The sequence below is a fragment of the Dialister succinatiphilus YIT 11850 genome, from assembly GCF_000242435.1.
GTDB classification, from domain to species: Bacteria; Bacillota; Negativicutes; order Veillonellales; family Dialisteraceae; genus Dialister; species Dialister succinatiphilus.
Genome location: NZ_JH591187.1, coordinates 247,672 through 273,717 on the forward strand (window position 1 = coordinate 247,672; position 26,046 = coordinate 273,717).

Genomic DNA, 26,046 nt, shown 5'->3' on the forward strand with positions numbered 1-26,046 from the left:
ATCATCAGATTCCTTGATGATAGAAATAACTGCTCCTATTGCATTTTCACTCCAAATTTCTCCAGTTTTTGTTATAATATCCATGAGGAAAGACCTTTCTTTGTTTTATTCTTTGCCACGGAAATTATAACATTTCCACTCAAGGGGAGGCTTTCCTCTTTTATTGTTTCTGGAAAAATTCCCCTACCGAGTAAAATTTTACACTAAGATATATTATATAAGGTAAGGAGAAGGGGAAGGAGAAATTGAAATTCAAATTTGAATTATATATAATAGGGATAGAAATGAATCAGACAGGGACAGGCATCAGATGGCCTTCCCTTTCATGCATATCCAGCTTGTAAGGAGGTGGCGGCATGGATAAAAAAAGAAAAGCAGCCCTTGGCATGGTTTCCCTATTAGCGGCTGCTTTTTGTATGGTTCCCCTTTCCGGAAAAGCAGAGGAACCGGTGAATCTTGAGAAAACGTCATGGACGGCTCTGGCGTCCATGTACGGGAACCCCTATTTCACAGAAGAAAAGGGAGCCACCCTTTCGCCGGAGGTGCTGGCGGAATGGTGGAAAGTATTTCATGATGATACCCTGGACTCCCTGATTTATACCGCCCTGGACCATAACCGGGACCTGGCCCAGGCAGAGTCAAGACTGAAACAGGCCAGGGAGGCGCTGGGCATGACGAAAGCTTCTCTGGTGCCCTGGGTGAATGCAGGCGCCGGATGGGTGAGGGCAGAGGCACCGGAAGGGGTGATCACCGATGTCACTCCATCGGCTTTGGAAAAGGTGCCGGGCATGACCATCGATAACAGCCATAATCTTACCTACACCGGACTGGATGCGTCCTGGGAACCGGATTTCTTCGGTAAAAACCGGTCTAAAGTAAAGGCGTCGGAAAAATCGCTGGAAGCCCAAAGGGCCGCTCTCTACTCCACCTGGGTATCCCTTTCGGCGGAAGTGGCCATGAATTACATCACCCTCCGCACCCTGCAGGAAGAGCTGGCGGTGACGGAAGCCCATATCCATAATCAGAAAGAAAATCTCGCCCTTCTTCAGGTGAACGAGAATGCGGGCCTTCTCTCATCCCTCCCTGCAGACCAGGCGTCCTATACACTTCATGAATCGGAAGCGAAAGTGCCGGAGCTGAAGACGGAAATCGCAGATACAGCCAATCGGATTTCCATTCTCACCGGCACGGTACCGGGGGCGCTGAATGATAAGCTCCTTACCCCTTCGCCTCTTCCGGATATCGACAGCGCCATGTACAATGCCATTCCGGCGGAGGTGCTTCGCCAGCGGCCGGATGTGCGCGCGGCGGAAATGGCCTGGGCTGCGCAGATAGCAAAGACAAAGGAAGCAAAGGCGGAAATGAAGCCGAAGTTTTCCATTCTGGGCGTGCTGGGGCTGGCAGCCCTTTCCGGCGGCCTCTTCTCTGCCGGCAGCCACGCCTTCGGCATTATGCCTCAGGTGTCCTATCCTTTATTTAACGGCGGCGCGCTGAAAAGAAATGTAAGGGTACAGAGCGAAAAGGAAAAAGAAATGCAGAGTGCCTATGAAAATACGGTGCTCAAGGCGGCCGGTGAAGTACGAAGCGCCATGACTGCCATCAGCCAGGATAAGATCCGGAAGGACTCTCTGGAACAGGGAAGAAATAAGGCCAAAGAAGCACTGGATCTGGCACAGAACCAGTTCACCTACGGCCTTTCCGACTACATGGGAGTCCTGGACGCAGAGCGCCATTACCTGTCCCTGGACCAGAACTATACCCTGTCCAAAGGAAAGGAACTCACCGACATGGTATCTCTCTTCAAAGCATTGGGCGGCGGCTGGAAACCGCTGGATGAGGGGCTGGAAAAAGGGAGAAAATAGAGAGCAGGCCTATCAGCTTACGGCTGTCCGATTCTCCCGGGATGACATAGGTGGCGTTCCCAGGGAACGAGCTTTGCGAAGCGGTGCGGATGGTTCCTTATACTCATCGCCCGCAGGGCGAAGCGGGCAAACCTTCTACCCAACCCGCGGCGCCAGCCGCTATAATCTGCGGCGAAGCCGCCACTACCACCCTCTGAACCCTTTGAACCTTTTGAACCTTCTGAACCTTCTGAACCCTCATGTGCGCATTCTGCATAGAATGCGCAAGTCAGTCGAAGTTGGCCCTTAGCCTGCCCATAAAAGGGCCTTCTTATTGTCGGCTGACCGTTCGAAGGGCGTGTTTAATATAAAAATGTGAGGTGTATAGTATGTTTGAAAAATGCAGGGAGCATAAAAAAGCCTTTATTCTCATAGCGGCCCTTCTTATACTGGCCGTGGGCTTTGGGTGCTATGAGTACAGGAGCCGCAAAGCGGCGGAAGAGGCGGCGCATCAGCTGGTGCTCTATGGCAATGTGGATCTCCGGGAGGTGTCACTGGCCTTTAAGAACAGCGACCGCATTTCCGATATCCTTGTGGAGGAAGGGGATGCGGTGAAGAAGGGACAGGTGCTGGCGAAGCTGGACACGGCGGATCTGGAGCATCGCATGGACATTACCCGTTCCCAGGTCGATGCCCAGCAGGCAGTGGTGGATAAACTTCATAACGGCACCAGGGAAGAAGATCTGCGGAGCGCTGAAGCCAAGGTCCGGGAAGCCCGGGCAGAAAAGGATTTCCTGACTTCTGATTACCAGAGAAAACAGGATGCTTTCCAGGCTTCCGGCGGCAAGTCCGTAAGCCGCCAGGTCCTTGAAGATGCCAGGACGAAGCTTCAGGTGGCCGAGGCAAAGGTGAATGAGGCAGAGGAAGCACAGAATCTGGCTGTGGCCGGCCCCAGAAGTGAAGATGTGGCGGCCGGGGAAGCCCAGCTGGATGCGCTTAAGAATACGCTGAAGCAGGAAGAGTATACCTTGTCCCAGTCGGAACTGACGGCGCCCCAGGACGGCGTCATCCGGTCCCGTCTTATGGAAGTGGGGGATATGGCTTCTCCCCAGAAGCCGGTGTTCCGCATGTCCCTGAATACGAAGAAATGGGTACGGGTGTATGTGAAGGAAGGGGACCTGGGCAAAATCCATGAAGGCATGGACGCCCGGGTGTATACGGACAGCGATCCGAAAAATCCGGTGAAGGGCCAGATCGGATATATTTCCTCCACCGCTGAGTTTACGCCGAAAAATGTGGAGACCTCGGAACTCCGCACGGCCCTTCTCTATGAGGTGCGGGTGTATGTGACAGATCCGGAAAACAGACTGCGCATGGGCATGCCGGCTACGGTAAAAATCGGACTGTAAAGGGTGATGACATTGGAAGACTCTGTAATCAGGGCCAAAGACCTGTATAAAGGCTTTGCCATCAAAGGGGGCGTCCTTCCTGCCCTGGACCATCTGTCCCTTTCCGTGAAAAGGGGAGAGCTTACGGCGGTGATCGGTCCTGACGGCGCCGGAAAGACTACCCTCATGCGGCTCATTGCGGGCCTCATGGCGCCTTCCTCCGGCAGTCTTTCCGTCCTGGGTCTTGACAGTGTGAAAGATGCGCAGGAAATCCAGAGCCGCATTTCCTACATGCCCCAGAAATTCGGACTCTATGAGGACTTGACGGTGGCAGAGAATATGAATCTCTATGCCGACCTGCACGGCGTTGCGAAGGACAAGCGGCCTGCCCGCTTCCAAAAGCTCTTGGAAATGATGGGGCTGGAGCGGTTCACCGGCCGATTTGCGGGGAAGCTGTCCGGCGGCATGAAGCAGAAGCTGGGCCTTGCCTGCACCCTGGTCCGTTCGCCGGACCTGCTTCTCCTGGATGAGCCTACGGTGGGGGTGGATCCCCTGTCCCGGCGGGAGCTCTGGGACATTTTGAAGGAGTTTGTGAAGGAGGAGCATCTTTCTATTTTCGTCAGCACTGCCTACATGAATGAAGCGGAAATGTGCCGTCATGTGTTTGTGCTGAACAAGGGCCGTATCTTGGCTGATGGCACGCCGGAGGATCTGCGGAACCTGGCCAGGGGACGTACCTACCGGGTCATGCCGGAGGCGGGAATGCCTACCCGGATTCTCCAGGCCCATTTACTGGACGATGATGATCATGTGGTGGACGCGGTGCCCCGGGGCGGGGAGGTCCATTTCATTGCCCGAAAGCAGGGCATGGTAATTCCCTGTCTGGAGGCCGGAGGTCTCAAGGCGGAAGCCGATGAACCCCGTCTGGAGGACGGCTTTATGATTCTTCTAAGGAAAGCGGAGCCGTCGGTGCTGAAATCTTCACCGGACAGCGAAAGAGCCCTGGATGAAGGCGGCCGGCCTTCAGAAGAGGTCAATATCCGGGTGAAAAATCTGGTGAAGAAGTTTGGCGATTTCACAGCGGTAGCCAATACGTCCTTTGAAGTGCATAAGGGTGAAATTTTCGGCCTGCTGGGACCTAACGGTGCCGGAAAGACCACCACTTTCAAAATGCTCTGCGGCCTTCTGCCGGAAACCAGCGGTTTCCTTTCGGTGGCAGGGGTGGATTTGAGAAAGGCCAGAACCAGGGCCAGGGCCAACATAGGCTATGTGGCTCAGAAATTTTCCCTTTACAGCCACATGACAGTGCGGGAAAATCTGAATTTCTTCGGCGGTCTCTATGGACTGGCACCGGCAAAGAAGAAGGAACGGATCAGGGAAGTGGTGAAGGAATTTCATCTGGAAAACCGGTTGGACATGAAGGCGGGTGATCTCCCTGGCGGTTACAAGCAGCGCCTGTCCATGGCCTGTGCCCTTATTCATGAGCCTAAAATCCTGTTTCTCGATGAGCCCACCTCCGGCATCGACCCTCTGGCAAGACGCAATTTCTGGCGGCAGATTACCACCCTGGCCGCCCGGGGGACCACCATTATCATTACCACCCATTTCATGGAAGAGGCGGAGTACTGCGACCGTTTCATGATTCAGGATAACGGCCAGCTGCTGGCCATCGGAAGTCCTTCAGAAATCAGAAGAAAACTGAAGGAACCCCGGGCGGATATGGATGATATTTTTATTAAAATCGTTGATGAAGCAAGGAAGAAAGGAGAGAGAAATCCATGGAAGGATTCTGCCGGCGCATGAAAGCGCTGATTTACAAAGAATTTCTCCAGCTCATCCGTGATTCCAGTTCTCTTCTTCTGGGTATCGTGCTCCCCATCATTCTGATCCTTATCATCGGTTACGGCATATCTCTGGATGTGAAGAACGTACCCTGCGCCGTGGTGCTGGAAGATGCATCGCCCAAAGCCCAGGATGCCGTGAGCTTTCTGAACGGGTCCGACTACTTTTCACCGGTTTATGTGACAAGCATGAAAGAGGCGGAAAAACAGCTTCTGGACAGGGACGTAAATGTCATTATAGATATTCCTCCCGATTTCACCTCCTCCCTCTATGAAGGACGGGCGAAGGTTGAGGTCATTATGGACGGTGTGGAAACGGCCACGGCCATGAGCACCGGCTCCTATGTGGAAAGCTCCCTGTCCGCCTGGATGGCAAAGGAAGGGCTCACCGGTAAAGGCGGAATTTCCATCGTTTCCCGCATGTGGTTTAACGATGACAATTCCAGTACCTGGTTCTTCATTCCCGGTCTTATCATGCTCATTATGACCATCGTGGGGGTCATGCTGACCTCTGTGGTCATGGCCCGGGAATGGGAGCGGGGTACCTTTGAATCCCTCTTCGTCACGCCGGTGAAGCCCATGGAGCTGGTGCTGGCCAAAATGGTGCCCTATTTCTGCGTGGCCCTTCTGGGCATGGGCATCTGCCTGGTGCTGTCCCGCTTCCTCTTCGAGGTGCCTATAGAGGGGTCCCTGATAGCACTGATTCTGATTTCCATGGTGTATCTTCTGGTGGCCCTGGGCATAGGGCTGGTAATATCTGCCATTACGAAAAGGCAGTTCCTGGCCTGCCAGTTTTCTCTGCTCATCAGCTTCCTGCCCTGCCTGGTGCTGTCGGGCTTCATTTTTGACCTTCGCTCTACGCCGGAATTCGTACAGGCCGTAGGGGAAGTGCTGCCCTTTTCCCACTATCTTATTTCCATCAGGACCCTCTTCCTCTCCGGCACCGATACAGGCCTTCTTCTGAAAGAGGGAGGGCTCCTTATGCTGTATGCCCTGTTTTTTGTCAGTGCTGCCTTCGGCATGACCAGGAAGAAGGTGGAATGATGGATGACCTCAGACTCTTCCTCCAGCAGCTTCGGGTAATCTGCGTGAAGGAAATCATGGCTATCTGGAATGATCCCGCCACCCGCCGCATCGTGGTGGTGCCGGTCATCATTCTGGGGTTCCTTTTCGGCTATGCCGCCAATTACAATCTGGAAGACGCACCCTATGTGGCAGTGGATGAAAGCAGGAGCTATGATTCCTCCCGCCTCCTTTCCCGCTTTGATGGCACCGGACTTTTCCATCGGGTGGCCACGCTGCAGAGTCCCGATGAAATGGGGACTATCATTACCCGGGGCGACGCGGTGATGGCGGTGTTCATTCCCGCCGATTTCCAGCGAAAACTGGATGGGGGAGAAAAAGCGGATATCCAGATCATTACGGATGGCAGAAATACCATGACCGCCGGCCTCTCTTCGGCCTATGCCGCCCATATTGTGGGACAGTTCAATCTGGAAAGGGCCGGAAGGGAAAGCCCGGTGACCATAGAAAGCAGGACCTGGTTCAATCCGAACCAGATTACCCGCTGGTTCTTCCTGCCCGGTATTATCGGCCTTTTGAGCTTTGCCCAGGTCTTTCTCCTGGCAGGCCTTTCGGTGGCCCGGGAAAGGGAAGAAGGCACCTTCGAGCAGCTTCTGGTGGCGCCGGTCTCTCCGGTGGTGATTCTTGTGGGGAAGGCAGTGCCTCCCATGATCGTGGGATTTATCCAGTGCACCATTCTCCTCTGCATCAGCTACTTCTGGTTTAACGTGCCCTTTGCAGGCTCCCTTGTGACTTTCTATACAGCCCTTTTCTTCTACCTTTTAAGCTCTACCGGCTGCGGGCTCATTGTATCCTCTATTTCCAAAAACATGCAGCAGGTGCTGGTCTACGTCATTGTGTTCATGATTCCTATGGCCCTTCTTTCCGGCATTATTACGCCGGTAAGGAATATGCCTCCTTTCCTGCAGCTTGTGACCTATGCGGATCCCCTGCGCTTTGCCCTGGAATTGATACGGCGCATTTATTTGGAAGGCCTTACCTTCGGAGAGCTGGCCTGGAATTTTGTGCCCCTGGCCGTCATATCCCTGGTGACCCTCACCATTGCGGGGTACCTGTTCCGGCATCATATGAATTGAAGGTGAATCTATGAAATCCATCAAAAAGAATACAAGGGAAGACGGCGCAGAAACAAAAGCCCGGCTCATTCAGTGCGCCGGCCGCCTGATAGCAGACCAGGGCTATGACCGTACCACCAGCAAGGATATCTGTCGTCTGGCAGGGGTCAATATGGCAGCTGTGAACTATCACTTCGGCAGCCGGGAAGGTCTCTATCAGGCAGTGCTGGATGAGGTATACCACTATGTCCTTTCGCCGGTGGAAATAGAAACCATTTACCATATGGACATAGGGCCCCGGGAGAAACTGATGAAGCTCCTGGATTTATATGTGAAGGAAGCCCTCTTTTCTGAAAGCTGGCAGGTAAAGGTGAGCATACGGGAACTCATTAATCCGTCGGACGTATTCACCAGGTTTGTGGAAAGCTATATCGGGCGAAAGCTGACGCCGGTGCTGGATATCCTTTCCAGTTATCTGGGCCTTCCTGCCCATGATGCCAGAGTGCCCCGGGCCTTTCTGGCCGCCCTTTCGCCTTTCCTCATTTTCCTCCTCTCCGGCCACCGCCAGATGGGCCTTGTTATGTACGGCCTGTCCAAAAGAGACAGAAAAGAAAAAATGGAAGAAGCGGACCTGTTGAAAGAATTCGTCTTCGCAGGCTTGGACCGGCTGAAGGAGAAATGGAAAGGGAAGGAAAAGTAAGATTTTAAGATTTGAAGATAGGCAGAGAGTCAGACGGCAGACTCCTTTTCATCGGGCGCCGTCATTCTTCACCGGCGGCGCCAGCCGCTGCTGCAGCCCCCTGAATCTTCTGAACCCTTTGAACCTTCCTTTCCATTTGATATACTTACTATATAAATTCACGTAGGGGACAGGAGGAATTCCCATGCAGGAGCATTTAAAGGTTGCATATACGAAGAAGGCGCTGGAGCTGTTTGCGCCTATTCCCACACGGAAGGCTGCAGCGGCAGAAGAAACGGATTTCACAGATATTGCTGCCCTGGTGGTGACGGAGGAAGATGAATCCATTATCCATGACAGAAGGGTTAAGGCTTTTCACATTCCCCTTTTCCTCATCGTCCATGGCCATGAGGAAAGGACGGATAACACCCTGGGCCATGTGTACGGAATGATTGACACCCGGTCCCTTTCCCGGCCTTATTTTGAACGGCAGATTGAACAGGCCGCATCTTCCTATGAAGATTCCCTTCTGCCACCCTTCTTTAAGACGCTGAAGAACTATGTGGACTGCGGAAACGCCCAGTTTGACTGCCCTGGGCACCAGGGGGGAGCCTATTTCAGAAAGCATCCGGCAGGCCGTATTTTTTATGATTTCTATGGGGAAAATACTTTCCGCAGTGACCTCTGCAACGCCGACGTGGCCATGGGGGACCTTCTCATTCATGAAGGGGCAGCCCTGGCGGCCCAGAAACATGCGGCCCGGGTGTTTAATGCAGACAAAGCCTATTTCATTCTGAACGGCACGTCCGGTGCCAACAAGGTGGTTATGAATGCCCTCCTCACGCCGGGAGATCTGGTGCTCTATGAAAGAAACAACCATAAGTCCGTAGGCTACGGCGCCCTGATCCAGGCCGGTGCCATTCCCATCTACCTGGAAACCGCCAGGAACCCCTTCGGCCTCATCGGCGGGGTGCTGGATCACTGCTTTAATGAAGAATACATCCGCATGCTCATTGCGGAAAGAGATCCCCGGCGGGCCCGCATGGACAGGCCCCTTCGGGCGGCGGTAATCCAGCTGGGAAATTATGACGGCTGCATTTACAATGCCCGGCAGGTGGTGGAAAAAATCGGCCATCTCTGCGACTACATCGTCTTCGATTCCGCCTGGGTAGGCTATGAACAGTTCATCCCCATGATGAAGGACTGCAGCCCCCTGCTCCTTGACCTTAAGCCCGACGACCCCGGCATCATTGTGACCCAGTCCATTCATAAGCAGCAGGCCGGTTTCTCCCAGGCCTCCCAGATTCTGAAAAAAGACTCTCACATCAAGGGGCAGGCGCGGTATGTGCCTCATAAGATTTTTAATAATGCCTTCATGGTAAATTCATCCACCTCCCCGAACTACCAGATTTTTGCCTCTCTGGACATGAATGCCAAAATGCAGGAAGGCGATGCAGGGAAAATGCTGTGGCATGAATGCATTATCAATGCCATTGAAGCCAGAAAAAAAGTGCTCCGCCACTGCCGCTACCTCCGTCCCATTGTTCCCCCTGTGGTCCATGGGAAGAAATGGGAAGAAGGGGATACGGAACAAATGGCGGAGGATATTGCCTACTTCGCCTTCGAGCCGGGCGGCAAATGGCACTCCTTCCAGGGCTACGCCAAGGGCCAGTATTTCATAGATCCCCTGAAACTGCAGCTCATGACACCGGGTATTCATATGGAAACCGGGGAATACGAAGACTTCGGCATTCCCGCCATCATTCTGGCCGATTACCTTCGGGACTGCCAGATTATACCCGAAAAGTGCGACCTCAACGATATTCTCTTCCTTATGACGCCGGCCGAATCGAAAACAAAGCTGGATAACCTGATTACCAAGCTCATCCGGTTTGAAGCCCATATAGACAACGATTCCCCCATGGAAATGGTACTTCCTACGGTATACAGGAAATATCAGTCCCGCTACGAACGCTACACCATCCGGCAGCTCTGCCAGGAACTCCATGACTTTTACAAGGCAAAGAAAATCAACGTACTGCAGAAGAAAATGTTCCTGAAAGCCTACTTCCCCGAATATTTCATGAGCCCCCAGGAAGCCAACTGGGCCCTGGTGAGAGGTCAGGGAGAACTGATCCCTCTGGACGAGGCAGAAGGCAGAGTAGCCCTCCAGGCCGCCGTGCCCTACCCGCCGGGCGTTACCTGCGTGCAGCCCGGAGAAAGATGGACCCGCATCGCTTTAGACTACTTCCTGGACTTCGCAGAAACCGCCGATATCCTCCCCGGCTTCGCCCCGGAACTGCAGGGCGTGTACCTGGAAAAAGACAGCATGGGCCATGGAAAAGCCAAAGGCTATGTGCTGAAAAAGGAATATGAAAAAGACTATAAGAATGGCTGAGAAATAGGGAAATGGCATCGAGCGAGACCGCTGTCAGGTATCCGCCTTCAGCTTGGCAGGGCCGCCCCCTTCCGTCTCGCTGCGCTCGCCACCCACCCCCGGAAAGGGGTGGGCAGGTAACATGGAGGAGAGGACCACGCCTTTAAGCCTTGCCTCCCACCGCTTGCGGGGGGAGGGGGACCACGAAGTGGTGGTGGGGGGAGGCCTCCAATAGAGGCCGGTGCCCGCCAAGCGGGCTATAAAACTCATCGCCCGCAGGGCGATACCACCACCCTTTGAACCCTCAGAACCCGGGCCACAGAGTGGCCCATACGGCCGCCCCCTTCCGTCTCGCTGCGCTCGCCACCCACCCCCAGAAAGGGGGTGGGCAGGTAACATGGAGGAGAGGACTGCGCCCTTAAGCCTTGCCTCCCACCGCTTGCGGGGGGAGGGGGACCACGAAGTGGTGGAGGGGGGAGGCCTCCAATGGAGGCCGGTGCTCGCCAAGCGGGCTATAAAAGCCAGTGCCCGCCATGCGGGCACAAGATGAGTCAGTAACTAAAAGCTGATATTTAACTGTTCACTGGTGATGCATTCACGTTGCAATATCTACGGCTTCATCCGGAGGCTCCTATGGATAAGAAATACATGATGCCTGAAGACCGCTCTCTCTTGGAAAAAGCAAAAGAACTTCGAAGTCATATGACACAGGAAGAAAGGAAATTGTGGTATCTTTTCCTTCGAAAACACCGCTTTCGCTTTTACCGACAGAAAATCATAGGTCACTACATCTGTGACTTTTACTGCCCACAAACCCGCCTGGTCATAGAATTGGACGGGAGCCAGCACTACACTGAAAAAGAACTGGCCTACGACATGAAAAGAACCGCTTTCCTTGAAAGCTGTCATATTCATGTTATCCGTTTCTACAATGGGCAGGTTAACCTTCATTTTAGAGAAGTCTGCATAGAAATCGAAAGGACCATAAAAGAAAGGATAAAAGAGTGAAGAATGTACGGCCGCCCCCTTCCGTCTCGCTGCGCTCGCCACCCACCCCCGGAAAGGGGGTGGGCAGGTAACATGAGAGGACTGCGCTCTTAAGCCTTGCCTCCCACCGCTTGCGAGGGGAGGGGGACCACGAAGTGGTGGAGGGGGGAGGCCTCCAATGGAGGCCGGTGCTCGCCAAGCGGGCTATAAAACTCATCGCCCGCAGGGCGATACCACCACCCTTTGAACCCGCCTGCCAAAGGCAGGCAGAACCCTCTGAACCCAGGCACCAAAGGCGCCGAACCTTCACGCCCCAAAGGGGCTGTCCATAAGGGCACCCACCTCCCCAGTGGTAACGCCCTTCGGGCGATGAGTATAAAGTCAGCGTTACGGATTTACCTTTTTGCGTCATACGTTATGATAGGCATTCTGCAGTGGAAACCATACAACCGCGCCTGGGGCGCGAGGAAATGTACCCCTATCCCCACCTGCGGCGGTACTTCCCCCGGTGGGGGAAGTCTGCTCTGCGCTTGCCTTACTGCTAACTTAAGCAGCTCAACACATAGCGGAGAGTAAAGTTCCCCCGCCCGGGTGGCAAAGGAACTGGATTCATAGGGGAGCTCCGTGACCCGCGAATCCAGTGAGACGCCATCCAGCGAAGTCGGTGTGCATTCCCTCACCCGCCAGGGCGGTTATATAGTTTTTATCATATAATTTGGCGCCTTTTATAATTTAGAGGCGCCCACCACAACCCTCACGGCCGTAGGCCGTGTCAAACTTAAGCCCCTTAAGAACCTTCGGCCCGAAGGGCCGTCAACCCTCAAGCCCCATAGGGGCTTGTCCATAGAAAACCACCGCCCTCAAAGAGGACGGTGGTTTTCTGTTGTAGAGGATGTTATATGGTATGGCCTGTTCTGCCCCAGACAGGCCATATTTTATTTTTCTGCAGCTGCAGGAACAGCGTCAGCGGGAGCTTTGCCGGAGGCCACGGCTTCGTTGTCGGCTTTGGCCTTTTTCAGGTCGAAGCGGTCGGATACGAAACCGTAGAGGGTCCAGCCGAATACGGTGACGATGGCGCCGTAGGTCATGGCTTCAAAGCCGGAGGCGTAGCATGCATAGAGGCTGTAGAGGGAAGCGATGAAAGCGATGAGTTTCGTGGTTTTCAGTTCGCTGCCTACATGATCTACAGCTTTCATGATGACTACCACGGAAGCCATGCAGAGGAGGTAGGGCATGATGTTGGTAATGACTGCCAGGTTGACCAGGGTCTCGAACTGTTCGTTCAGGGAGGGGCTGATGGTCATGAGGGAGAAGAGGGACTGAATGATGGTGATGGCCACCATGCCGGCGATGGGAGCGCCGTGGGAAGTCACTCTCTTCAGGAAGGCCGGGAAGTATCCTTCATCGCTGCCTGCCTTGAATACGTTGGCAATGGTGAACTGCCAGCCCAGGAGGGAACCGAAGCAGGAGAGAACCATGAGGCCCATGATGATCTTGCCTACGGTGCCGCCAAACATCTGGGAGAATACGAGGCCGAAGGGAGCGGAGCTGGAGACGAGAACGTCAGCAGGAACGATACCGAAGATAATGTTGGTGGAAACGATGTAGCAGGCTGCTGCCAGCAGGGTGCCGCCGAGAACGGCTTTCGGCACGTTCTTTTCCGGATTATCCACGGCATCGGCATTGGCGCAGGCCGATTCCATACCCAGAAAAGCCCACAGGGTCATGGTGATGGCGTTCAGTGCAGCTTCACCGAAGCCCAGGTCATGGACATTCCAGTTAGCGGTGTACATGGAGGGGGAGAACCAGAACCAGCCTACGAAAGCGAGGCCGATACAGGGAATGATGACGCCCCATACGGTGATGGAGGAAACCTGGCCGGTATACTTGGCGCCGCCGAAGTTAAGAACGGTAGCCAGCCAGAGGGTGAAGATAGTGGCAGCGCAGGTCATGACCGGGTCCAGAGTCGTATCCAGGAAACCCAGGGCATAGCCTACGGCGGAAATGGCAATGGCGGTGTTCGCAAAAATCAGGGACACCCCATAGGTGTAGTTGGCAAGGAAGTTTCCGGCCTTGCCGAAGGAATATTCAGCATAGCCGCCCATGCCGCCGCCTTTTTTACTGTACATGCCGCACTTGGCAAATACATAGGCCAGAGCCATGGATCCCACGGCCGTTACCAGCCAGGAAACGATGGACAGGGCACCCACCTGAGCCAGTTTGGATGGCAGCATGATAATGCCGGAACCCATCATATTGACTGCTGTCAGGATGGTGAGCTGGAAAACGCTCATTTTGTTTGCTTTACTCATGTTTGTCTCCTTTGATAAGGAAGGATGGGGAAACCCTGTTTCCCCGCTTCCCTATGAGTTTATTTCTTTTCAAATTCCTTTTTCAGCACATAGCCATAGGCATGTTTCTTTCCATCAGCGCCAGGCTGTACATAAACGCCCTGGATTTCAGGAGCAAAGCCGGGCAGCTGGTTGATGCCTTCCACCAGGTCCAGGAAATAGGTGACAGCGGTTTTGGACCACTTTTCACCGGGATGTACGCAGAGTACTCCTGGCGGATAGGGGAGAGCGCCTTCCAGGGCGGTGCGGCCTTCTGCATCAGCCAGGTCCACCAGTTCGCCATGGGCTCTCATGAATTCATACTGCGCTTCCTGGGGATTCATCACGTATTCCGGGAAATAGTCCTTCAGGAAGAGTTCCTTCTGCAGAGTGGAAACTTTGCGGTCCTTGTAGAAATCATGCATTTCCTGGCAGAGACGGCGGATGGTGTAGCCTCTGTATTTTTCTTCGTAAGCGTTATAAATGGAGGGGAGCACTTCAGACATGGGCGCATCCTGGTCGATGAGCTGTTCGAAACGGATGAGCTTTGCTACCAGGTCGTTCATCTTTGTTTCGCTTTCCGCAGGGGTCATGAGGAAGAGGATGTCGTTGAGATCGCATTTTTCCGGAATAATGCCGTTTTCACGGAGATAGTTGGCCAGAATGTTTCCTGGAATGCCGAAATCTTCATAGCCGCCGTTTTCTACATCAATGCCGGCAGTGACGAACTGCAGCTTCATGGGATCGATGAAGTACTGGCCCTTGCCGTAGCCGTCGAATCCGTGCCATTTGGCGCCCGGTTCGAAAGCCCAGTAATTGATGTCGTTAGCCATCTTTTCGGTGTCTCCATCTTCCCATTTCTTTCCGTAAACCACCGGAGGAACCAGAGGACGGATGTAGTGGCAGTTGCGGAGCACCTGTTTTCTTGTTTCAATCACAAGCTTCACAGCGTCCATCCAGAGCTTTCTGCCTGCTTCGCCTTCATGCATCTTGGCATTCACGTCAAGGGCTGCGAAAAGCTGGTACAGCGGGGAAGTGGAAGCGTGCATCATGAATGCATTGTTCACTCTCTTATGAGGTACATAGCGGTCCTGGCCTTTAATGTGAGAGTCTTTCTTGTGAATCTGGGAGGTCATGGAGAAGCCGGCCTGCTGTTTGTGGACGGACTGGGTGACGAAGATGCCGGGATCTTCCGGTCCCAGGTCCAGAAGCAGAGGAGAGCAGTCCTTCATCATGGGGATAAACTGTTCATAGCCTACCCATGCGGAATCGAAGAAAATGTAGTCGCAGAGATGGCCGATCTTATCCACTACCTGGCGGGCATTATAGATGCAGCCGTCGTAGGTGCCCAGCTGAATCACTGCCAGGCGGATCGGTCTTTTAGCCTTGGCTTTTACCGGATCCTTTTCAGCCACCAGTTTCCGGATGTAATCTTCATTGAAGCAGTGTTCCGGAATGCCGCCGATGGAGCCGAAGGCATTTCTTTCCGTTTCCAGATATACCGGAGTTGCGCCGGCCAGTACCAGAGCGCCGTGGTCAATGGACTTATGGTTGTTTCTGTCGTAGAGGACGATATCGCCAGGAGTGAGGACAGCGTTGAGCACCACCTTGTTGGATGTGGAAGTGCCGTTCAGTACGAAGTAGGTCTTGTCGGCGTTGTATACCCGGGCTGCATGCTTCTGGGCTGCCAGAGCCGGGCCTTCATGAATGAGGAGATCCCCCATGGCCACGTCGGCGTTGCACAGGTCGGCGCGGAAAGTGTTTTCACCGAAGAAATCGTAGAATGCGCGGCCTGCAGGATGCTTGCGGAAGAAAGCGCCGCCCTGATGGCCTGGGCAGTCAAACTGGGAGTATCCGTTTTCCACGTATTTTTCCAGATCCTTGAAGAATGGGGGCAGTACTTTTTCTTCATAATGGGAAGCAGCGCTTTCAATCTGGCGGCTGTAGAAAGCATGATCCGTGTCGTTCAGGTCAATCACCCGATATACCTTGCTGATGACATCATCGGCTACCGGGCCTTCCTTGGTGCGGATGAGAAGTACCGGAATATGGAAGGCAAAAATCATTTCCTTCTTGAGCACATCGGTATCGGTGTCTGTAATGACTACGGCACCTACATCGGTAAAGTCGGTATCATTGACGTTTACCGTTTCGCGGGATGGAATGGCTCCGAAAATTTCGAGTGCTTTGTCAGAGTAAGCAATTTTTAAACGTTTCACGATTGAAACCTCCTGTACTGAACATTTTGTTATGAATGGGAAGCGGAAGGTGTGTGCACATCACCGAAGCCGCTTTCCCGGCAGGGGACGTATGTCCTTTACTGAGCTTATTGTATAGAAAATGGAGAAAATACTCCAATACCGATTCCATGCAAAAAATAAAAATCCCCGAAATGATTACAAATTGCATGGATAAAACGAAATATGAGGCTATTTATAACAATATTGCTATAAATAGCCTCGATGAATGGCGCCCATGCAGAACAAATACATGTCTATATTATGTAAATAGTTTGTAAAATCATGGATTCTATGAGAAGCAAAGAGAATGCCGGAAAGAAGAAGGCGGAAAAAATCTGTATTTCCTGAAAGAAAGCATGGCTGGCAGAAAAAACTCCGAACAATAATAACAAGATAGTTATTATTGTTCGGAGTCATTACCTTCCGTGGACCCATTTCCAGTAGGACAAAAGGCAGAGGGCGTAGCCGCCAGTCATGAGGAGCCCCAGGGGGAGAGCCGTATCTTCCCCGGCAATACCGGTGAGAGGCATGGTCAAACTGCCCGGAGCTACCGTAAAGAATCCCAGCAGCGCAGAAGCGGCGCCGGCATTCTTTCCCTGCCTTGAAAGGGCCATGGACATACTCACCGTTTCTGTAATGGATAAAGGAATGACCGTGATAATAAGGATGGGAATGAGCAGGTGAAGGGGCCAGAGGAAATAAAAACCGGCCAGCAGGAAAAGACTTGCTATAAAGAAAAGAATAATAGAATGGCGCAGCATGGCATCATCCAGCAACTTCTTTGCCAGGGCTGCCGGAAGAAGGCCTGTAAGCAGAAGCCCCACGCCCACCACGCCCAGAATCAAACTGTAAGTCTGGGCACTGAGACCGTAAATATGCTGGAACAGGAACGAAGAACCGGCCAGATATCCGAAGAAAGAAATGAAAAGGAACCCTTCCAGAAGACAATGACCCATAAAGTAGGAATCATGGAAAAGATGGGGATAGGAGCGGAAAGCGGCAGTGAGCCGGGGAAGACGGTGTTCCTTGGGAAGTGTTTCCCGGTAGGGGATACAGGACAGGGCCAGCAGGAGACCGATACCAGTCAGCACATAAAAAACGCCTCTCCAGTCAGTCCAGCGGAGAATCTGTCCTCCTGCCACAGGAGCCAGCACCGGCGCCAGACCGTTAATCATCATGAGGGCGGAATACAGAGTCAGAAGCTCAGTGCCTGTCTTGATATCCCGGGCAATGGCCCTGGCAATGACCAGCCCGAAAGAGCCGAAAAAGCCCTGTACGAAACGGAAGAAAAGAAGCACCGAAGGCGTAGAAGCCTCACTGGCACCGTAGGAAGTCAGAGTAAAAACAGTCATGCCCACAAGGATAGGAACCTTCCTTCCGAAACGGTCGGAAAGAGGGCCGCCAAAGAGCTGCCCCAGCGCCATGCCCGCCATGGTCATGGTGAGAGTCAGCTGGGCCAGGGATGGAGAAATACCAAAGAAATCCGCCAGCTCGGGAAGGGCCGGAAGATACATGTCCGTAGCCAGCGGCGCTACCGCCGTCATGAGACCCAGAAAGATAAAAAGGCCGATTTCAGATACTTTCATACAAACCTCCAGAAAATACAAAGAAGCAGGCTGCCCTGCAAAAAAAGCCGCCCAACGCTAAACAGCGCTGAACGGCTTATATTGCGGATGCTCAGAAAACGCAGCTCTACTGTGTGGAGCCTACGGCTCCTTATCTTGAGTAAATGATAACAAGAGGGCTGGAAATTGTCAAGGGCAGGCGGTGGAGGCGCCTCTAGCACTTGCACTCCCCTGAATGAGGGCGGGGAAGTAAAATAGTGGAGAGGATCGCACTCTTTAAAATCTGCGGCGTCAGCCGCCACCACAACCTCTGAACTATCGGAACCCGGGCCGCAGAGCGGGCCCATACAGCCGCCCCCTTCCGACTCGCTGCGCTCGCCACCCACCCCGGAAAGGGGGTGGGCAAGTAAAAAGGAGGAGAGGGACGTACTCTTTAAAATTTGCGGCGTCAGCCGCCACCACTACCCTCGGCCTGAAAGGCCGTCAAACTTACGAACCCTCCGGCCGTCAGGCCGGTCAATCCTAAGAACCTTTTCCATCCCCGTTGACACCATCCTGCGGGGGTGATATACTCTTGACATACAAATACAAAGCCATAGAACAGGAAGAGTAGTCCTGATGGAAGCCATCCAAGGGAGCCGGCGCAAGTGGAAGTCCGGTATGGCAGTCTGGATGAATGGGCCTGGGAGGCGCTGTTTCGAACCATAGGTGTAGAGACAGACGGATTTCACCGTTACAGGAAACTGAGTTGGGCATTTGCCAAGTTGGGTGGTACCGCGGAAATAGATCCTTTCGTCCCTTTGCTTTTCAGCAGAGGGACGAAAGGATTTTTTGTTATATTGATTAAGGAGGAATGTCATGATGGAACAGGTTATGGATGTATCAAAACTTGTCTTTACCAAGGCGAGGGGAGGTCGGTTCCGCTGGCTTACCATTTCCACCCTCATGCTGGCTATCGGCATGCTGCTCCATCTGGTCTCTCCGTCGGTGGCAGGTTTTACGCCGAACTGGATGATCGCCTGCTATGTGGTGGCTATTCTTCTGACGAAACCGAGCTACAAGCAGTGCCTGGGCATCTGCATGGTGGCGGCGCTGATGGAAGTTTTTACCAGTAAGTCCGCTTTCCCCTACGGCGACTTTGCTTCCGAATTCTTCGGCGCCTATGTGGCAGGCTTCTTTGCCCATTCCGTGCCGCCCATTAAAATCGGGAAATTTTCTCTCCGTCCTGCCATTGCAGGATTCATTACCACCTGCGTGTCTGGCTTCACCTTCGTTTCCATTCTGACCCTGGTCATGGGGATTCCTATGAAGGTATACCTCTATGGTATGCTTCCGGCAGTCGCCATGGTGGGTATCGGAAATGGCATTATCACACCGTTCCTTTATTTCCCGGCGCTCCGCCTTTTCAAGTCCATGCATTACATGGCAGAGTCCGACGTGGAGGACAGCGACCACAGCGGTCTGGTGCTGAAGCAGCAGCAGGAAGGGGTCATCAGCGTGGAGCATCTGACCTATACCTATCCCTTCTCTAAGAAGAAAGCTCTGGATAACGTGTCCATGGCAGTATCCAAAGGAGATTTCGTGGTGGTTACCGGCCCTAACGGTGCCGGCAAAACCACTCTCCTCATGTCCATGGCCGGCGCCATTCCTCATTACTACGGCGGCACCATGGAAGGCATGGTCTTCACCGGCGGCAAGGCAGTGACCCAGCACACCATTGCGGATCTGGCATCCTCCATCGGCGTCATCCTTTCAGACTACAAGGCCCAGATCGTCACCCTCACCGTGGGAGAAGAAATGGCATTTACTCTGGAAAACCACGGATTTCCGCCGGATGAAATCCGCCGCCGGTCAAAAGAAGCTCTGGCCAAGGTTCACCTGGACGGACTGGAGGAACGGAAGGTTTCCACCCTTTCCGGCGGCCAGTGCCAGCGTCTGGTGGTGGCTGCGGTGCTGGCGGAAGAGCCGGAAGTACTGGTATTCGATGAACCTACCTCTGCGCTGGATCCGGAAGGTATCCGCGAATTTTATGAAATGGTGGGCGAACTGAACCGGAAGGAAGGACTGACGGTGATTGTGGCGGAACACCATCTGGAAGCTGCCCTGCCTTTTGCGAAGAAATTTATCCTCATGAATCAGGGAAAGATTATCAGCCAGGGCACGCCGGAAGAAGTGATGCGGGCCATGAAACAGAATCACATTTATGAAGAAGCCATTCCGGATATGTACCGCGCCCAGCTGACCCTGGAAGACCAGGGGATTTCCTTCGAAAAACCGTTCCTCAACATCAGGGATGCAGAGCAGTCTGTGATGGATTCATTCGAGAAAGGAGAGGGGAAACATGCTTGAGCTGAAAAATGTATCTTTCCGTTACGCCAAAAACCTGCCCCTGGTCCTGGATGGGGTGTCCCTCTCCTTTGACAAGGGAGAATTCGTAGCCATCACCGGACGCAACGGCAGCGGTAAAACCACCATTACCCGTCTTCTTACGGGACTGGAAAAACCAGCTTCCGGAGATATTGTCTACAATGGCACCTCTGTGACAAAGGAAGATGCTTCGAAGAGAAGCCGCTTTATCGGCTATGTGTTCCAGCAGCCGGACCGGCAGATGTTCATGCCCACGGTGCGCGAGGAAATCGCCTTCGGCCCCTTCCATCAGGGAAAACGGGGGCAGGAACTGGAAGATGCCATCGACCGCGCCATGGCGGATACCGATACGGAAAGCTTATCGGCGGAATACCCGAGAACCCTTTCCCGGGGCGACCAGCAGCGGGTGGCCATTGCCTCTGCCCTGGCCATGGATACGGAATACCTGGTGCTCGATGAACCTACCAGCGGACAGGACGGCAGAGAAAAGAAAAGACTCATGGCCCTCATGGAAAGACTGCAGCAGAAAGGCATCACCATTATCCTGGTTACCCACGACATGGACATTGTAGCCAGAGACTGCACCAGGGTGGTGGTCATTGCAGGCCACAAAGTGGTCTTTGATGACAAGCCGGAAATCCTGTTTTCCGAAGCCAACCGCCCCGAAGACTGGGGCCTGGCCTATCCGCCGGCAGTTCTTCTGGGCCGGCGCCTCCCCGGCGCTCCCTACTGCCGGGACATGGACAGCTTCTGCAAAGAATTTATGAAACGGAAAGGAGGAGCTTCCTTATGAGAAATCTGGTACCCCTGACAAAAATCCTTTTAACCCTGGGCACTGCCGTATGGGCCATTGTGCTTCACCGGCCGGAAAGCCTCCTTTACCTCTGCGTTCTGGAACTTCTCATCCTCCTCGTATCCGGTGAACTTTTCAAAAATATCAAAGCCCTCATTATGCTCATCATCTTTGCTGCCCTTCTGGGAGCTATTGAAAAGGTGGGCGGCGGCTCCACCGAAGAATCGGTGGTGGCGGCCCTTCGCATGCTGGGCATGACCATCATCTTCATTTACCTCCTGGGCACCGTGAAACTGCAGGATCTCACCGCCTCCATGGTGCGGCAGCTGAAGGTACCTTATGAATACGCCTTCATGTTCACTGCAGGACTTCGCTTCATCCCTGATTTCATTGAAGAAAACAGAGCTGTCTCCGAAGCCCAGGCCTGCCGCGGCCTGGCTGTCAAAGGCAACTTCTTCAAACAGGTCAAGCGCTACATGTCCATCGTTCGTCCGCTGATGCTCCGCTCCCTGGGAAGAAGCGAAACCATGGCCCTCTCCCTGGAACTCCGCGGCTTCGGCGGATCCCGGAGAACCTTCATGGAAAGCGTGGCGCCCAAGGGAAAAGACTACGTCTTCATGGTCCTCATCCTCCTCGTCACCGCTGCCGTCATCTACGGCCGGGTGAAACTGGGGATGTGAAACAGGTATAAAAAAAGCACCCTGCCAAAGGGTGCTTTTTTAGTGGATTCGTAGGCCGGTAAAGACCGCTGCCGGCTATCCGCTGACCGCCATCCGCCGTTGTCCCCATCCATCTGATTGCCAGACCGGAATGGAACGCCCTGGATCCCTGAGGATAGGACATATAAAACTCATCGCCTCCTGAGCGAAAGCGACGCACAAAATGTAGTGAGTCATTTTCCCTGTGGGATGCACAACCCTTCTACACAACTCGCGGCGTCAGCCGCGCCCCTTATTATAATTTGCGGCGAAGCCGCCACCACAACCCTCGGCCTGAAAGGCCGTCAAACTTAAGAACCCTCTGGCCGCAGGCCGGTCCATCTTAAGAACCTTTCTCCCTGCCCCCTGAGCGAAGCGAATATAACCTGCCGCCGGCAGGCGGCCACAACCCTCGGGGCGCAGCCCCGTCAACCCTCACACCGAAGGTGTGTCCAAAGCCGTCACTTTTTAAATGAAATGAACTTACCGATTATCCACTTTTTCCGGATTCATATCGTGATGGAGCAGACGGAAACGGGCGAAATCCTTCCATTCTGTACCGGGAATGCCGTAGTTGCAGTAGGGGTCGATGGAAAGGCCGCCCCGGGGGAGGAATTTTCCCCATACTTCAATGTACCGCGGCCGCAGCAGACGGATGAGGTCGGTCATAATCATATTCACGCAGTCCTCATGGAAATCACCGTGATTCCGGTAGCTGAAAAGATAGAGCTTTAAAGACTTGCTTTCTACCATGTACTTGTCAGGAATGTAGGAAATATAAATGGTGGCAAAATCAGGCTGTCCCGTCTTCGGGCACAGGCTCGTAAACTCCGGGCAGTTGAACTTGATAAAGAAATCCCGGTCACTGTGCTTGTTGGGAATCCTCTCCAAAAGGCCCGGGTCATAATCATAGGTATATTTCGTGTTCCGGCTGCCCAGCTGTTTCAGCTCATCCAGCCCTTCTCTCTTTTCTGTCATAACGTACCTCACATTCATATAATTCAATGTAACTGTAACAAGAATATCACAGGAAAGAAAAGATGTAAATAGAGGGGCGCCTTGGGGCGAGGTCGGGATCGGGATCGGGATCGGGATCGAGGTCGGGATTGGGATCGAGGTCGTGTGAACCCCGATAGGGGGGGAGGATCATTCTATAAAAACTGCGGCGAAGCCGCCACCACAACCCTCGGCCCGAAGGGCCGTCAACCTTCCCCTCTGAACCCTCACACCGAAGGCCCGTCCAATCACATGGGAAATTCGCTGTTTGCCTTTTCTCTCACGTATTCCCAGAAGTGGTCGATAATGTATTCCCTGAGGAGCACGGCGGAGAGGGACAGCTTTCCTTCTGTTTTCCAGGAAAGATTCAGGTAGCGGTGGCAGTCCATGTCTCCCACTGGGAGAGAGGCCAGACCGCTGTAGGCGTTGTACCAGGTCATCTGGGGGACCAGGGCGATGCCAAGGCCGGCATTGACAAATTCATGGATGGTGTCGGGGTTGTCGCTTTCCATGACGATTTTTGGTGAAAATCCAGCTTTTCCGCAGTAGGTTTCAAGGATGTCCCGGAGCACGAATCCCTTGGGCGGGGCGATGTAGTTTCTGTCTGCGAAATCAGCCAGATTGATGTAGGGCAGCCGGGCATGGCGGTCGGAAAGGGGAAGCACCATGACCAGGTTTTCCCGGAAAAGGGTGACGGTATGTTCATTCTCCACATGATGAATGCTGGAATAGAGGGTGAGATCCGTATGTTTCGGAGCGGCTTCCATCTTTGGGTTGATGATTTCCATCATGGCTTCGGGATGGTCTTTCCGGAATTCCGCCAGAAATGAAGGAATGAGCTTGGTGGCGGAATGGATGGCAAGGTTTACTGTCATCTGCTGGAGATTTTTAGAATCGGCGAATTCCTGTTGCATTTCATCATATTCCTGCAGGAAATTTTCCGCATGCTTCAGAAGGATGTGACCGTCCCTGGTGAGATGGATATTTCTTCCTTCCCGTTCAAAGAGGGTGACACCCAGCTCCTCTTCCAGCCCCCTGATGGTTCGGGAAAGGGCAGGCTGGGCGATATGGAGGGCCTCCGCTGCTTTGGTGAGATGCTCCATTTTCGCCGCTTTCCGGAAATATTCCAGGGAAGTGAAATTTAATTTCATGGCTGCCTCCTGACTTCAAACTGTCTGCAGGAAAGAGAAAGGCTTTCTGAAGGATATCGAAAGATTTGCCTTTTTCTTGCTATAGTAGTATACTATAAGTGGGTATTAAAAATACCAATAAAACATTTCGGAAATTTAACCGCCGGTACTTGACCTTTTTATAAAAATAAAGGCCGGCTGTATGCAATCATTATATCATAGACCCTTTGGGTTCATGTCAGATTGTGACATTTTTTACCAAAGAAAGGAGGACAATATGGAAATCGGTGAACTGATGGACCTGGAAATGTACGGCAGCATGTACCTGCTCTTTGCCATGGCTTTCTTCTATGTAGAAGGAGCCAATCTTCTGGTGCCGTCCCGGGTGAATTTCAATTTCAAACGTATCCTTTCTCCATTTGCCTCCTTCTTCAAAGGTTTCATCGGTGCAGGAGGATGGAATCATTACGCCTCTGTGATTTTGGGGCGCAATGATTTTGTACAACTGAATGACGGGGCATCTGTTTTGGGATGTCCGGTTTCCGCCGCTACCTGACACGCGGGGGAAACCCTGCGCGGCGGCACAGCCATGAAACTTTCAAATGAAAGGCTTTTTCAGCGTTCTCTGAAAAAGCCAGCTTTGCAGAACTTTCAATGGAAGACGCCTCGCGGCGTCTTTTTTGATGAAATTTCTGGAGAGTGCATTTACATGTTATTCGTAAAAAAAGATATTAAGAAACTGCTGTCGGTGATGATACCGATACTGGTGGCCCAGGTATCTACGGCAGGAGTGACTTTCATTAATACCACCATGGCCGGCCATGCCGGCGCCGACGATCTGGCCGGTGTCTCTGTGGGAGCGGGACTCTTTTACCCCCTCCTGGCTTCCATTATCGGTCTCCTCATGGCGGGAACGCCCCTCATGGCGCAGCTCATTGGACGGAAAGAAAGAGAAAGCCTTCCCTTCATCGTAAGAAGCGGCATGGTCATTGGCCTTTCGGTGTGGGCCCTCTTCACAGCAGCCTATTTCTTCTTCATTGATGACCTCCTGGCCTCCCTTGCTCTGGAAGCAGCAGTGGAACACATTGCCCGGTACTACCTGATGACCATGATTGGCGTAGTCTTCTTCCTGGCCCTCATGATTCCGCTGCGCTGCCTCACCGACACCGCAGGCTCCACTTCCATTTCCATGAAACTTTTCCTCATGGCACCGGTGATTAATGGCATTTTCAACTATCTTTTCATCTACGGCCACGGCGGCATGCCTGCCCTGGGCGGTATCGGAGCCGGTCTTGCCACCATGATGACCTACGGCTTCCTCCTGGGACTCTTCCTTCTGGTAGTTATGAAGTCGAAAGATCTGGGCGGAAGACAGATTTTCTCAAGCCTTGCCCTGCGTTCGAAAGACCTTCGAGAATACCTGGTCGTAGGCGTGCCCAGCGGCCTTTCCATCTTCATGGAAATGAGCCTTTTCAGCCTGATTATCGTATTCCTTTCCCGCTACGGCACCGACGCTCTGGCGGCCTACCAGATTGCCGACAACTTTGCCAGCCTGGTATACATGCTTCCCGTATCCTGCTCCATGGCCCTCACCATCCTCATCGCTACGGCAGTGGGAGCCGGTGATATGACCCTGGCACGGCGGTACAAAAAAGCAGGCTTTGTGGTGGCCATGGGAGGCGCCATGATGACCGCCTCCTTCACCGTCCTCTTTAGAAACTCCATCGGATCCGTCTATACCGACGACGCCGCTGTAGCCCTCATTGCAGGACAGTTCCTCATCTACAGCGCCGGCTGGCAGCTCTTCGACGCCATTTCCACCCCCATCCAGGGCATCCTTCGGGGACTGAAGGACACAAGGATTTCCTTCGTCCTCATGGTTCTGGCCTACTGGGGCGGCTGCTTCCCCATGAGCCTCTTCCTGGACAGTCACACCGCCCTGGGCGCCGACTCCTTCTGGCTGGGACTTGACTTCGGCGTAGGCTGCTCCGCCTTCCTCATGATACTCCGCCTTCTCTACGTAGAAAGAAAACTGGACGGCCGGCCGATGCCCTCCCTCAGCTGGTTCCTTTCCCTTATCCCCGGCAGAAAAACAGCGCCTGCTGCTGTCTATGCCATTTCCCTCCAGAGAAATATAAAGAAAGCAGAAGAACTGCTGGACCTCTGGACCGCCATGGAAGAAAAACTGTCCATGCTCATGCAGGAAATCAAAGAATCGGAAGTCGATATCTACGAAGCCCTGGGAAGAATCCTCCCCATCCGCCTATCCCTTCTGACCGACCTTCACCTGTCCATCATAGGCCACGCCTCCAGGGCCTATATCCCATAGGTACCTTCGATAAAAAAGCTCTCTGCTCTATAGCAGAGGGCTTTTTCAGTGGGGATGTGCCAAAGGCGCGTCTGATGTCTCAACTCTCAAAACCATCTTTTTCCTCCACGGTAAGCGTGCAGCCGAGATCTCTCTCCCCGTCATTTCGAGCGAAGCGGAGTCGAGAAATCTCCTCGCACAAAATACCTGTCATAGGTGGAGTATACGTTCCAAGGCGTACTGCCAGTCTGAAGTCTGATAGTCTCATCATCTGACGTCTCCTGCCGAATTGTCTCCGCATCCTTTACAAATTTATAATTCTTTTACCTTACACCGTATCATCATGTGCTATTATAATAGTAATAAAT

At 53.2% G+C, this 26,046-nt stretch carries 18 protein-coding genes and 1 other annotated feature; of the genes, 13 read left to right on the plus strand and 5 right to left on the minus strand.

The window, feature by feature from the left end; genetic code table 11:
* The first annotated feature begins 356 nt into the window (after positions 1 to 356).
* The 8 genes from HMPREF9453_RS01015 (at position 357) to HMPREF9453_RS01055 (ending at position 11,272) form a co-directional block, all read left to right on the plus strand.
* Positions 357 to 1,862, plus strand: a complete 1,506-nt coding sequence (locus HMPREF9453_RS01015) for an efflux transporter outer membrane subunit (protein ID WP_008858695.1) — start codon at positions 357 to 359, stop codon at positions 1,860 to 1,862.
* A 368-nt stretch (positions 1,863 to 2,230) separates the two neighbouring features.
* On the plus strand, positions 2,231 to 3,250 hold the full coding sequence (locus HMPREF9453_RS01020) for an efflux RND transporter periplasmic adaptor subunit (RefSeq protein ID WP_008858696.1): 1,020 nt from the start codon (positions 2,231 to 2,233) through the stop codon (positions 3,248 to 3,250).
* Positions 3,251 to 3,256: 6 nt separating this feature from the next.
* Positions 3,257 to 5,032, plus strand: coding sequence for an ATP-binding cassette domain-containing protein (locus HMPREF9453_RS01025; protein WP_008858697.1), 1,776 nt, complete (start codon positions 3,257 to 3,259; stop codon positions 5,030 to 5,032).
* Positions 5,008 to 6,114, plus strand: a complete 1,107-nt coding sequence (locus HMPREF9453_RS01030; protein ID WP_008858698.1) for an ABC transporter permease — start codon at positions 5,008 to 5,010, stop codon at positions 6,112 to 6,114. The genes HMPREF9453_RS01025 and HMPREF9453_RS01030 overlap by 25 nt, the downstream gene beginning before the upstream one ends.
* Positions 6,111 to 7,229 (plus strand): ABC transporter permease, encoded by a 1,119-nt coding sequence (locus HMPREF9453_RS01035; RefSeq protein ID WP_008858699.1) that lies wholly within the window; start codon positions 6,111 to 6,113, stop codon positions 7,227 to 7,229. Before HMPREF9453_RS01030 ends, HMPREF9453_RS01035 begins: the two co-directional genes overlap by 4 nt.
* Before the next feature lie 10 nt (positions 7,230 to 7,239).
* Positions 7,240 to 7,908, plus strand: coding sequence for a TetR/AcrR family transcriptional regulator (locus HMPREF9453_RS01040; RefSeq protein ID WP_008858700.1), 669 nt, complete (start codon positions 7,240 to 7,242; stop codon positions 7,906 to 7,908).
* 184 nt (positions 7,909 to 8,092) lie between these two features.
* On the plus strand, positions 8,093 to 10,285 hold the full coding sequence (gene speC / locus HMPREF9453_RS01045) for an ornithine decarboxylase (RefSeq protein ID WP_008858701.1): 2,193 nt from the start codon (positions 8,093 to 8,095) through the stop codon (positions 10,283 to 10,285).
* A 612-nt stretch (positions 10,286 to 10,897) separates the two neighbouring features.
* The gene (locus tag HMPREF9453_RS01055; RefSeq protein ID WP_008858702.1) at positions 10,898 to 11,272 is read left to right on the plus strand and encodes an endonuclease domain-containing protein; all 375 of its coding nucleotides are present in this window, start codon (positions 10,898 to 10,900) and stop codon (positions 11,270 to 11,272) included.
* Positions 11,273 to 12,186: 914 nt separating this feature from the next.
* On the opposite strand, the gene potE is transcribed toward HMPREF9453_RS01055, so the two are convergent.
* The 3 genes from potE to HMPREF9453_RS01075 form a co-directional block, all read right to left on the minus strand.
* Positions 12,187 to 13,563, minus strand: coding sequence for a putrescine-ornithine antiporter (potE, locus tag HMPREF9453_RS01060; protein ID WP_008858704.1), 1,377 nt, complete (start codon positions 13,561 to 13,563; stop codon positions 12,187 to 12,189).
* Positions 13,564 to 13,622: 59 nt separating this feature from the next.
* A complete protein-coding gene (gene speF / locus HMPREF9453_RS01065; protein ID WP_008858705.1) occupies positions 13,623 to 15,800 on the minus strand; it encodes an ornithine decarboxylase SpeF in 2,178 nt (725 codons plus the stop codon).
* Between the two features lie 437 nt (positions 15,801 to 16,237).
* Entirely contained in the window at positions 16,238 to 17,407 is a 1,170-nt protein-coding gene (locus HMPREF9453_RS01075) for a multidrug effflux MFS transporter (protein WP_008858707.1), read from the minus strand.
* 566 nt (positions 17,408 to 17,973) lie between these two features.
* Positions 17,974 to 18,189: a binding site (T-box leader), on the plus strand.
* Between the two features lie 55 nt (positions 18,190 to 18,244).
* Here HMPREF9453_RS01075 and HMPREF9453_RS01085 point away from each other — a divergent pair.
* The 3 genes from HMPREF9453_RS01085 to HMPREF9453_RS01095 are packed head-to-tail and all read left to right on the plus strand — an operon-like array spanning position 18,245 to position 21,226.
* Entirely contained in the window at positions 18,245 to 19,735 is a 1,491-nt protein-coding gene (locus HMPREF9453_RS01085; protein WP_008858708.1) for a tryptophan transporter, read from the plus strand.
* Positions 19,728 to 20,546, plus strand: a complete 819-nt coding sequence (locus HMPREF9453_RS01090) for an energy-coupling factor ABC transporter ATP-binding protein (RefSeq protein ID WP_008858709.1) — start codon at positions 19,728 to 19,730, stop codon at positions 20,544 to 20,546. Before HMPREF9453_RS01085 ends, HMPREF9453_RS01090 begins: the two co-directional genes overlap by 8 nt.
* A complete protein-coding gene (locus HMPREF9453_RS01095; protein WP_008858710.1) occupies positions 20,543 to 21,226 on the plus strand; it encodes an energy-coupling factor transporter transmembrane component T in 684 nt (227 codons plus the stop codon). The genes HMPREF9453_RS01090 and HMPREF9453_RS01095 overlap by 4 nt, the downstream gene beginning before the upstream one ends.
* Positions 21,227 to 21,727: 501 nt before the next feature.
* Here HMPREF9453_RS01095 and queF read toward each other — a convergent pair.
* Together queF and HMPREF9453_RS01105 are read right to left on the minus strand one after the other, a co-directional pair.
* A complete protein-coding gene (gene queF, locus HMPREF9453_RS01100; RefSeq protein ID WP_008858711.1) occupies positions 21,728 to 22,222 on the minus strand; it encodes a preQ(1) synthase in 495 nt (164 codons plus the stop codon).
* Between the two features lie 266 nt (positions 22,223 to 22,488).
* On the minus strand, positions 22,489 to 23,391 hold the full coding sequence (locus HMPREF9453_RS01105; protein ID WP_008858712.1) for a LysR family transcriptional regulator: 903 nt from the start codon (positions 23,389 to 23,391) through the stop codon (positions 22,489 to 22,491).
* A gap of 256 nt (positions 23,392 to 23,647) precedes the next feature.
* Here HMPREF9453_RS01105 and HMPREF9453_RS01110 point away from each other — a divergent pair, with 256 nt between their 5' ends.
* Together HMPREF9453_RS01110 and HMPREF9453_RS01115 are read left to right on the plus strand one after the other, a co-directional pair.
* Positions 23,648 to 23,926 carry a hypothetical protein gene (locus HMPREF9453_RS01110; RefSeq protein WP_008858713.1) on the plus strand — a complete coding sequence of 93 codons (279 nt, stop codon included), beginning with the start codon at positions 23,648 to 23,650 and terminating at the stop codon, positions 23,924 to 23,926.
* Positions 23,927 to 24,079: 153 nt separating this feature from the next.
* The gene (locus tag HMPREF9453_RS01115; protein WP_008858714.1) at positions 24,080 to 25,699 is read left to right on the plus strand and encodes an MATE family efflux transporter; all 1,620 of its coding nucleotides are present in this window, start codon (positions 24,080 to 24,082) and stop codon (positions 25,697 to 25,699) included.
* The last annotated feature ends 347 nt before the right edge of the window (positions 25,700 to 26,046 follow it).

Excerpts from the sequence above, each read along its gene's own strand:
- HMPREF9453_RS01020 (WP_008858696.1), top strand. The coding sequence starts at position 2,231 with ATGTTTGAAAAATGCAGGGAGCATAAAAAAGCCTTTATTCTCATAGCG.
- HMPREF9453_RS01095 (WP_008858710.1), top strand. The coding sequence starts at position 20,543 with ATGAGAAATCTGGTACCCCTGACAAAAATCCTTTTAACCCTGGGCACT.
- HMPREF9453_RS01115 (WP_008858714.1), top strand. The coding sequence starts at position 24,080 with ATGTTATTCGTAAAAAAAGATATTAAGAAACTGCTGTCGGTGATGATA.
- HMPREF9453_RS01075 (WP_008858707.1), bottom strand. The coding sequence starts at position 17,407 with ATGAAAGTATCTGAAATCGGCCTTTTTATCTTTCTGGGTCTCATGACG.
- HMPREF9453_RS01030 (WP_008858698.1), top strand. The coding sequence starts at position 5,008 with ATGGAAGGATTCTGCCGGCGCATGAAAGCGCTGATTTACAAAGAATTT.
- potE (WP_008858704.1), bottom strand. The coding sequence starts at position 13,563 with ATGAGTAAAGCAAACAAAATGAGCGTTTTCCAGCTCACCATCCTGACA.
- HMPREF9453_RS01105 (WP_008858712.1), bottom strand. The coding sequence starts at position 23,391 with ATGAAATTAAATTTCACTTCCCTGGAATATTTCCGGAAAGCGGCGAAA.
- HMPREF9453_RS01025 (WP_008858697.1), top strand. The coding sequence starts at position 3,257 with ATGACATTGGAAGACTCTGTAATCAGGGCCAAAGACCTGTATAAAGGC.
- HMPREF9453_RS01085 (WP_008858708.1), top strand. The coding sequence starts at position 18,245 with ATGATGGAACAGGTTATGGATGTATCAAAACTTGTCTTTACCAAGGCG.
- HMPREF9453_RS01035 (WP_008858699.1), top strand. The coding sequence starts at position 6,111 with ATGATGGATGACCTCAGACTCTTCCTCCAGCAGCTTCGGGTAATCTGC.
- HMPREF9453_RS01015 (WP_008858695.1), top strand. The coding sequence starts at position 357 with ATGGATAAAAAAAGAAAAGCAGCCCTTGGCATGGTTTCCCTATTAGCG.
- HMPREF9453_RS01110 (WP_008858713.1), top strand. The coding sequence starts at position 23,648 with ATGGAAATCGGTGAACTGATGGACCTGGAAATGTACGGCAGCATGTAC.
- HMPREF9453_RS01090 (WP_008858709.1), top strand. The coding sequence starts at position 19,728 with ATGCTTGAGCTGAAAAATGTATCTTTCCGTTACGCCAAAAACCTGCCC.
- speC (WP_008858701.1), top strand. The coding sequence starts at position 8,093 with ATGCAGGAGCATTTAAAGGTTGCATATACGAAGAAGGCGCTGGAGCTG.
- HMPREF9453_RS01055 (WP_008858702.1), top strand. The coding sequence starts at position 10,898 with ATGGATAAGAAATACATGATGCCTGAAGACCGCTCTCTCTTGGAAAAA.
- HMPREF9453_RS01040 (WP_008858700.1), top strand. The coding sequence starts at position 7,240 with ATGAAATCCATCAAAAAGAATACAAGGGAAGACGGCGCAGAAACAAAA.
- queF (WP_008858711.1), bottom strand. The coding sequence starts at position 22,222 with ATGACAGAAAAGAGAGAAGGGCTGGATGAGCTGAAACAGCTGGGCAGC.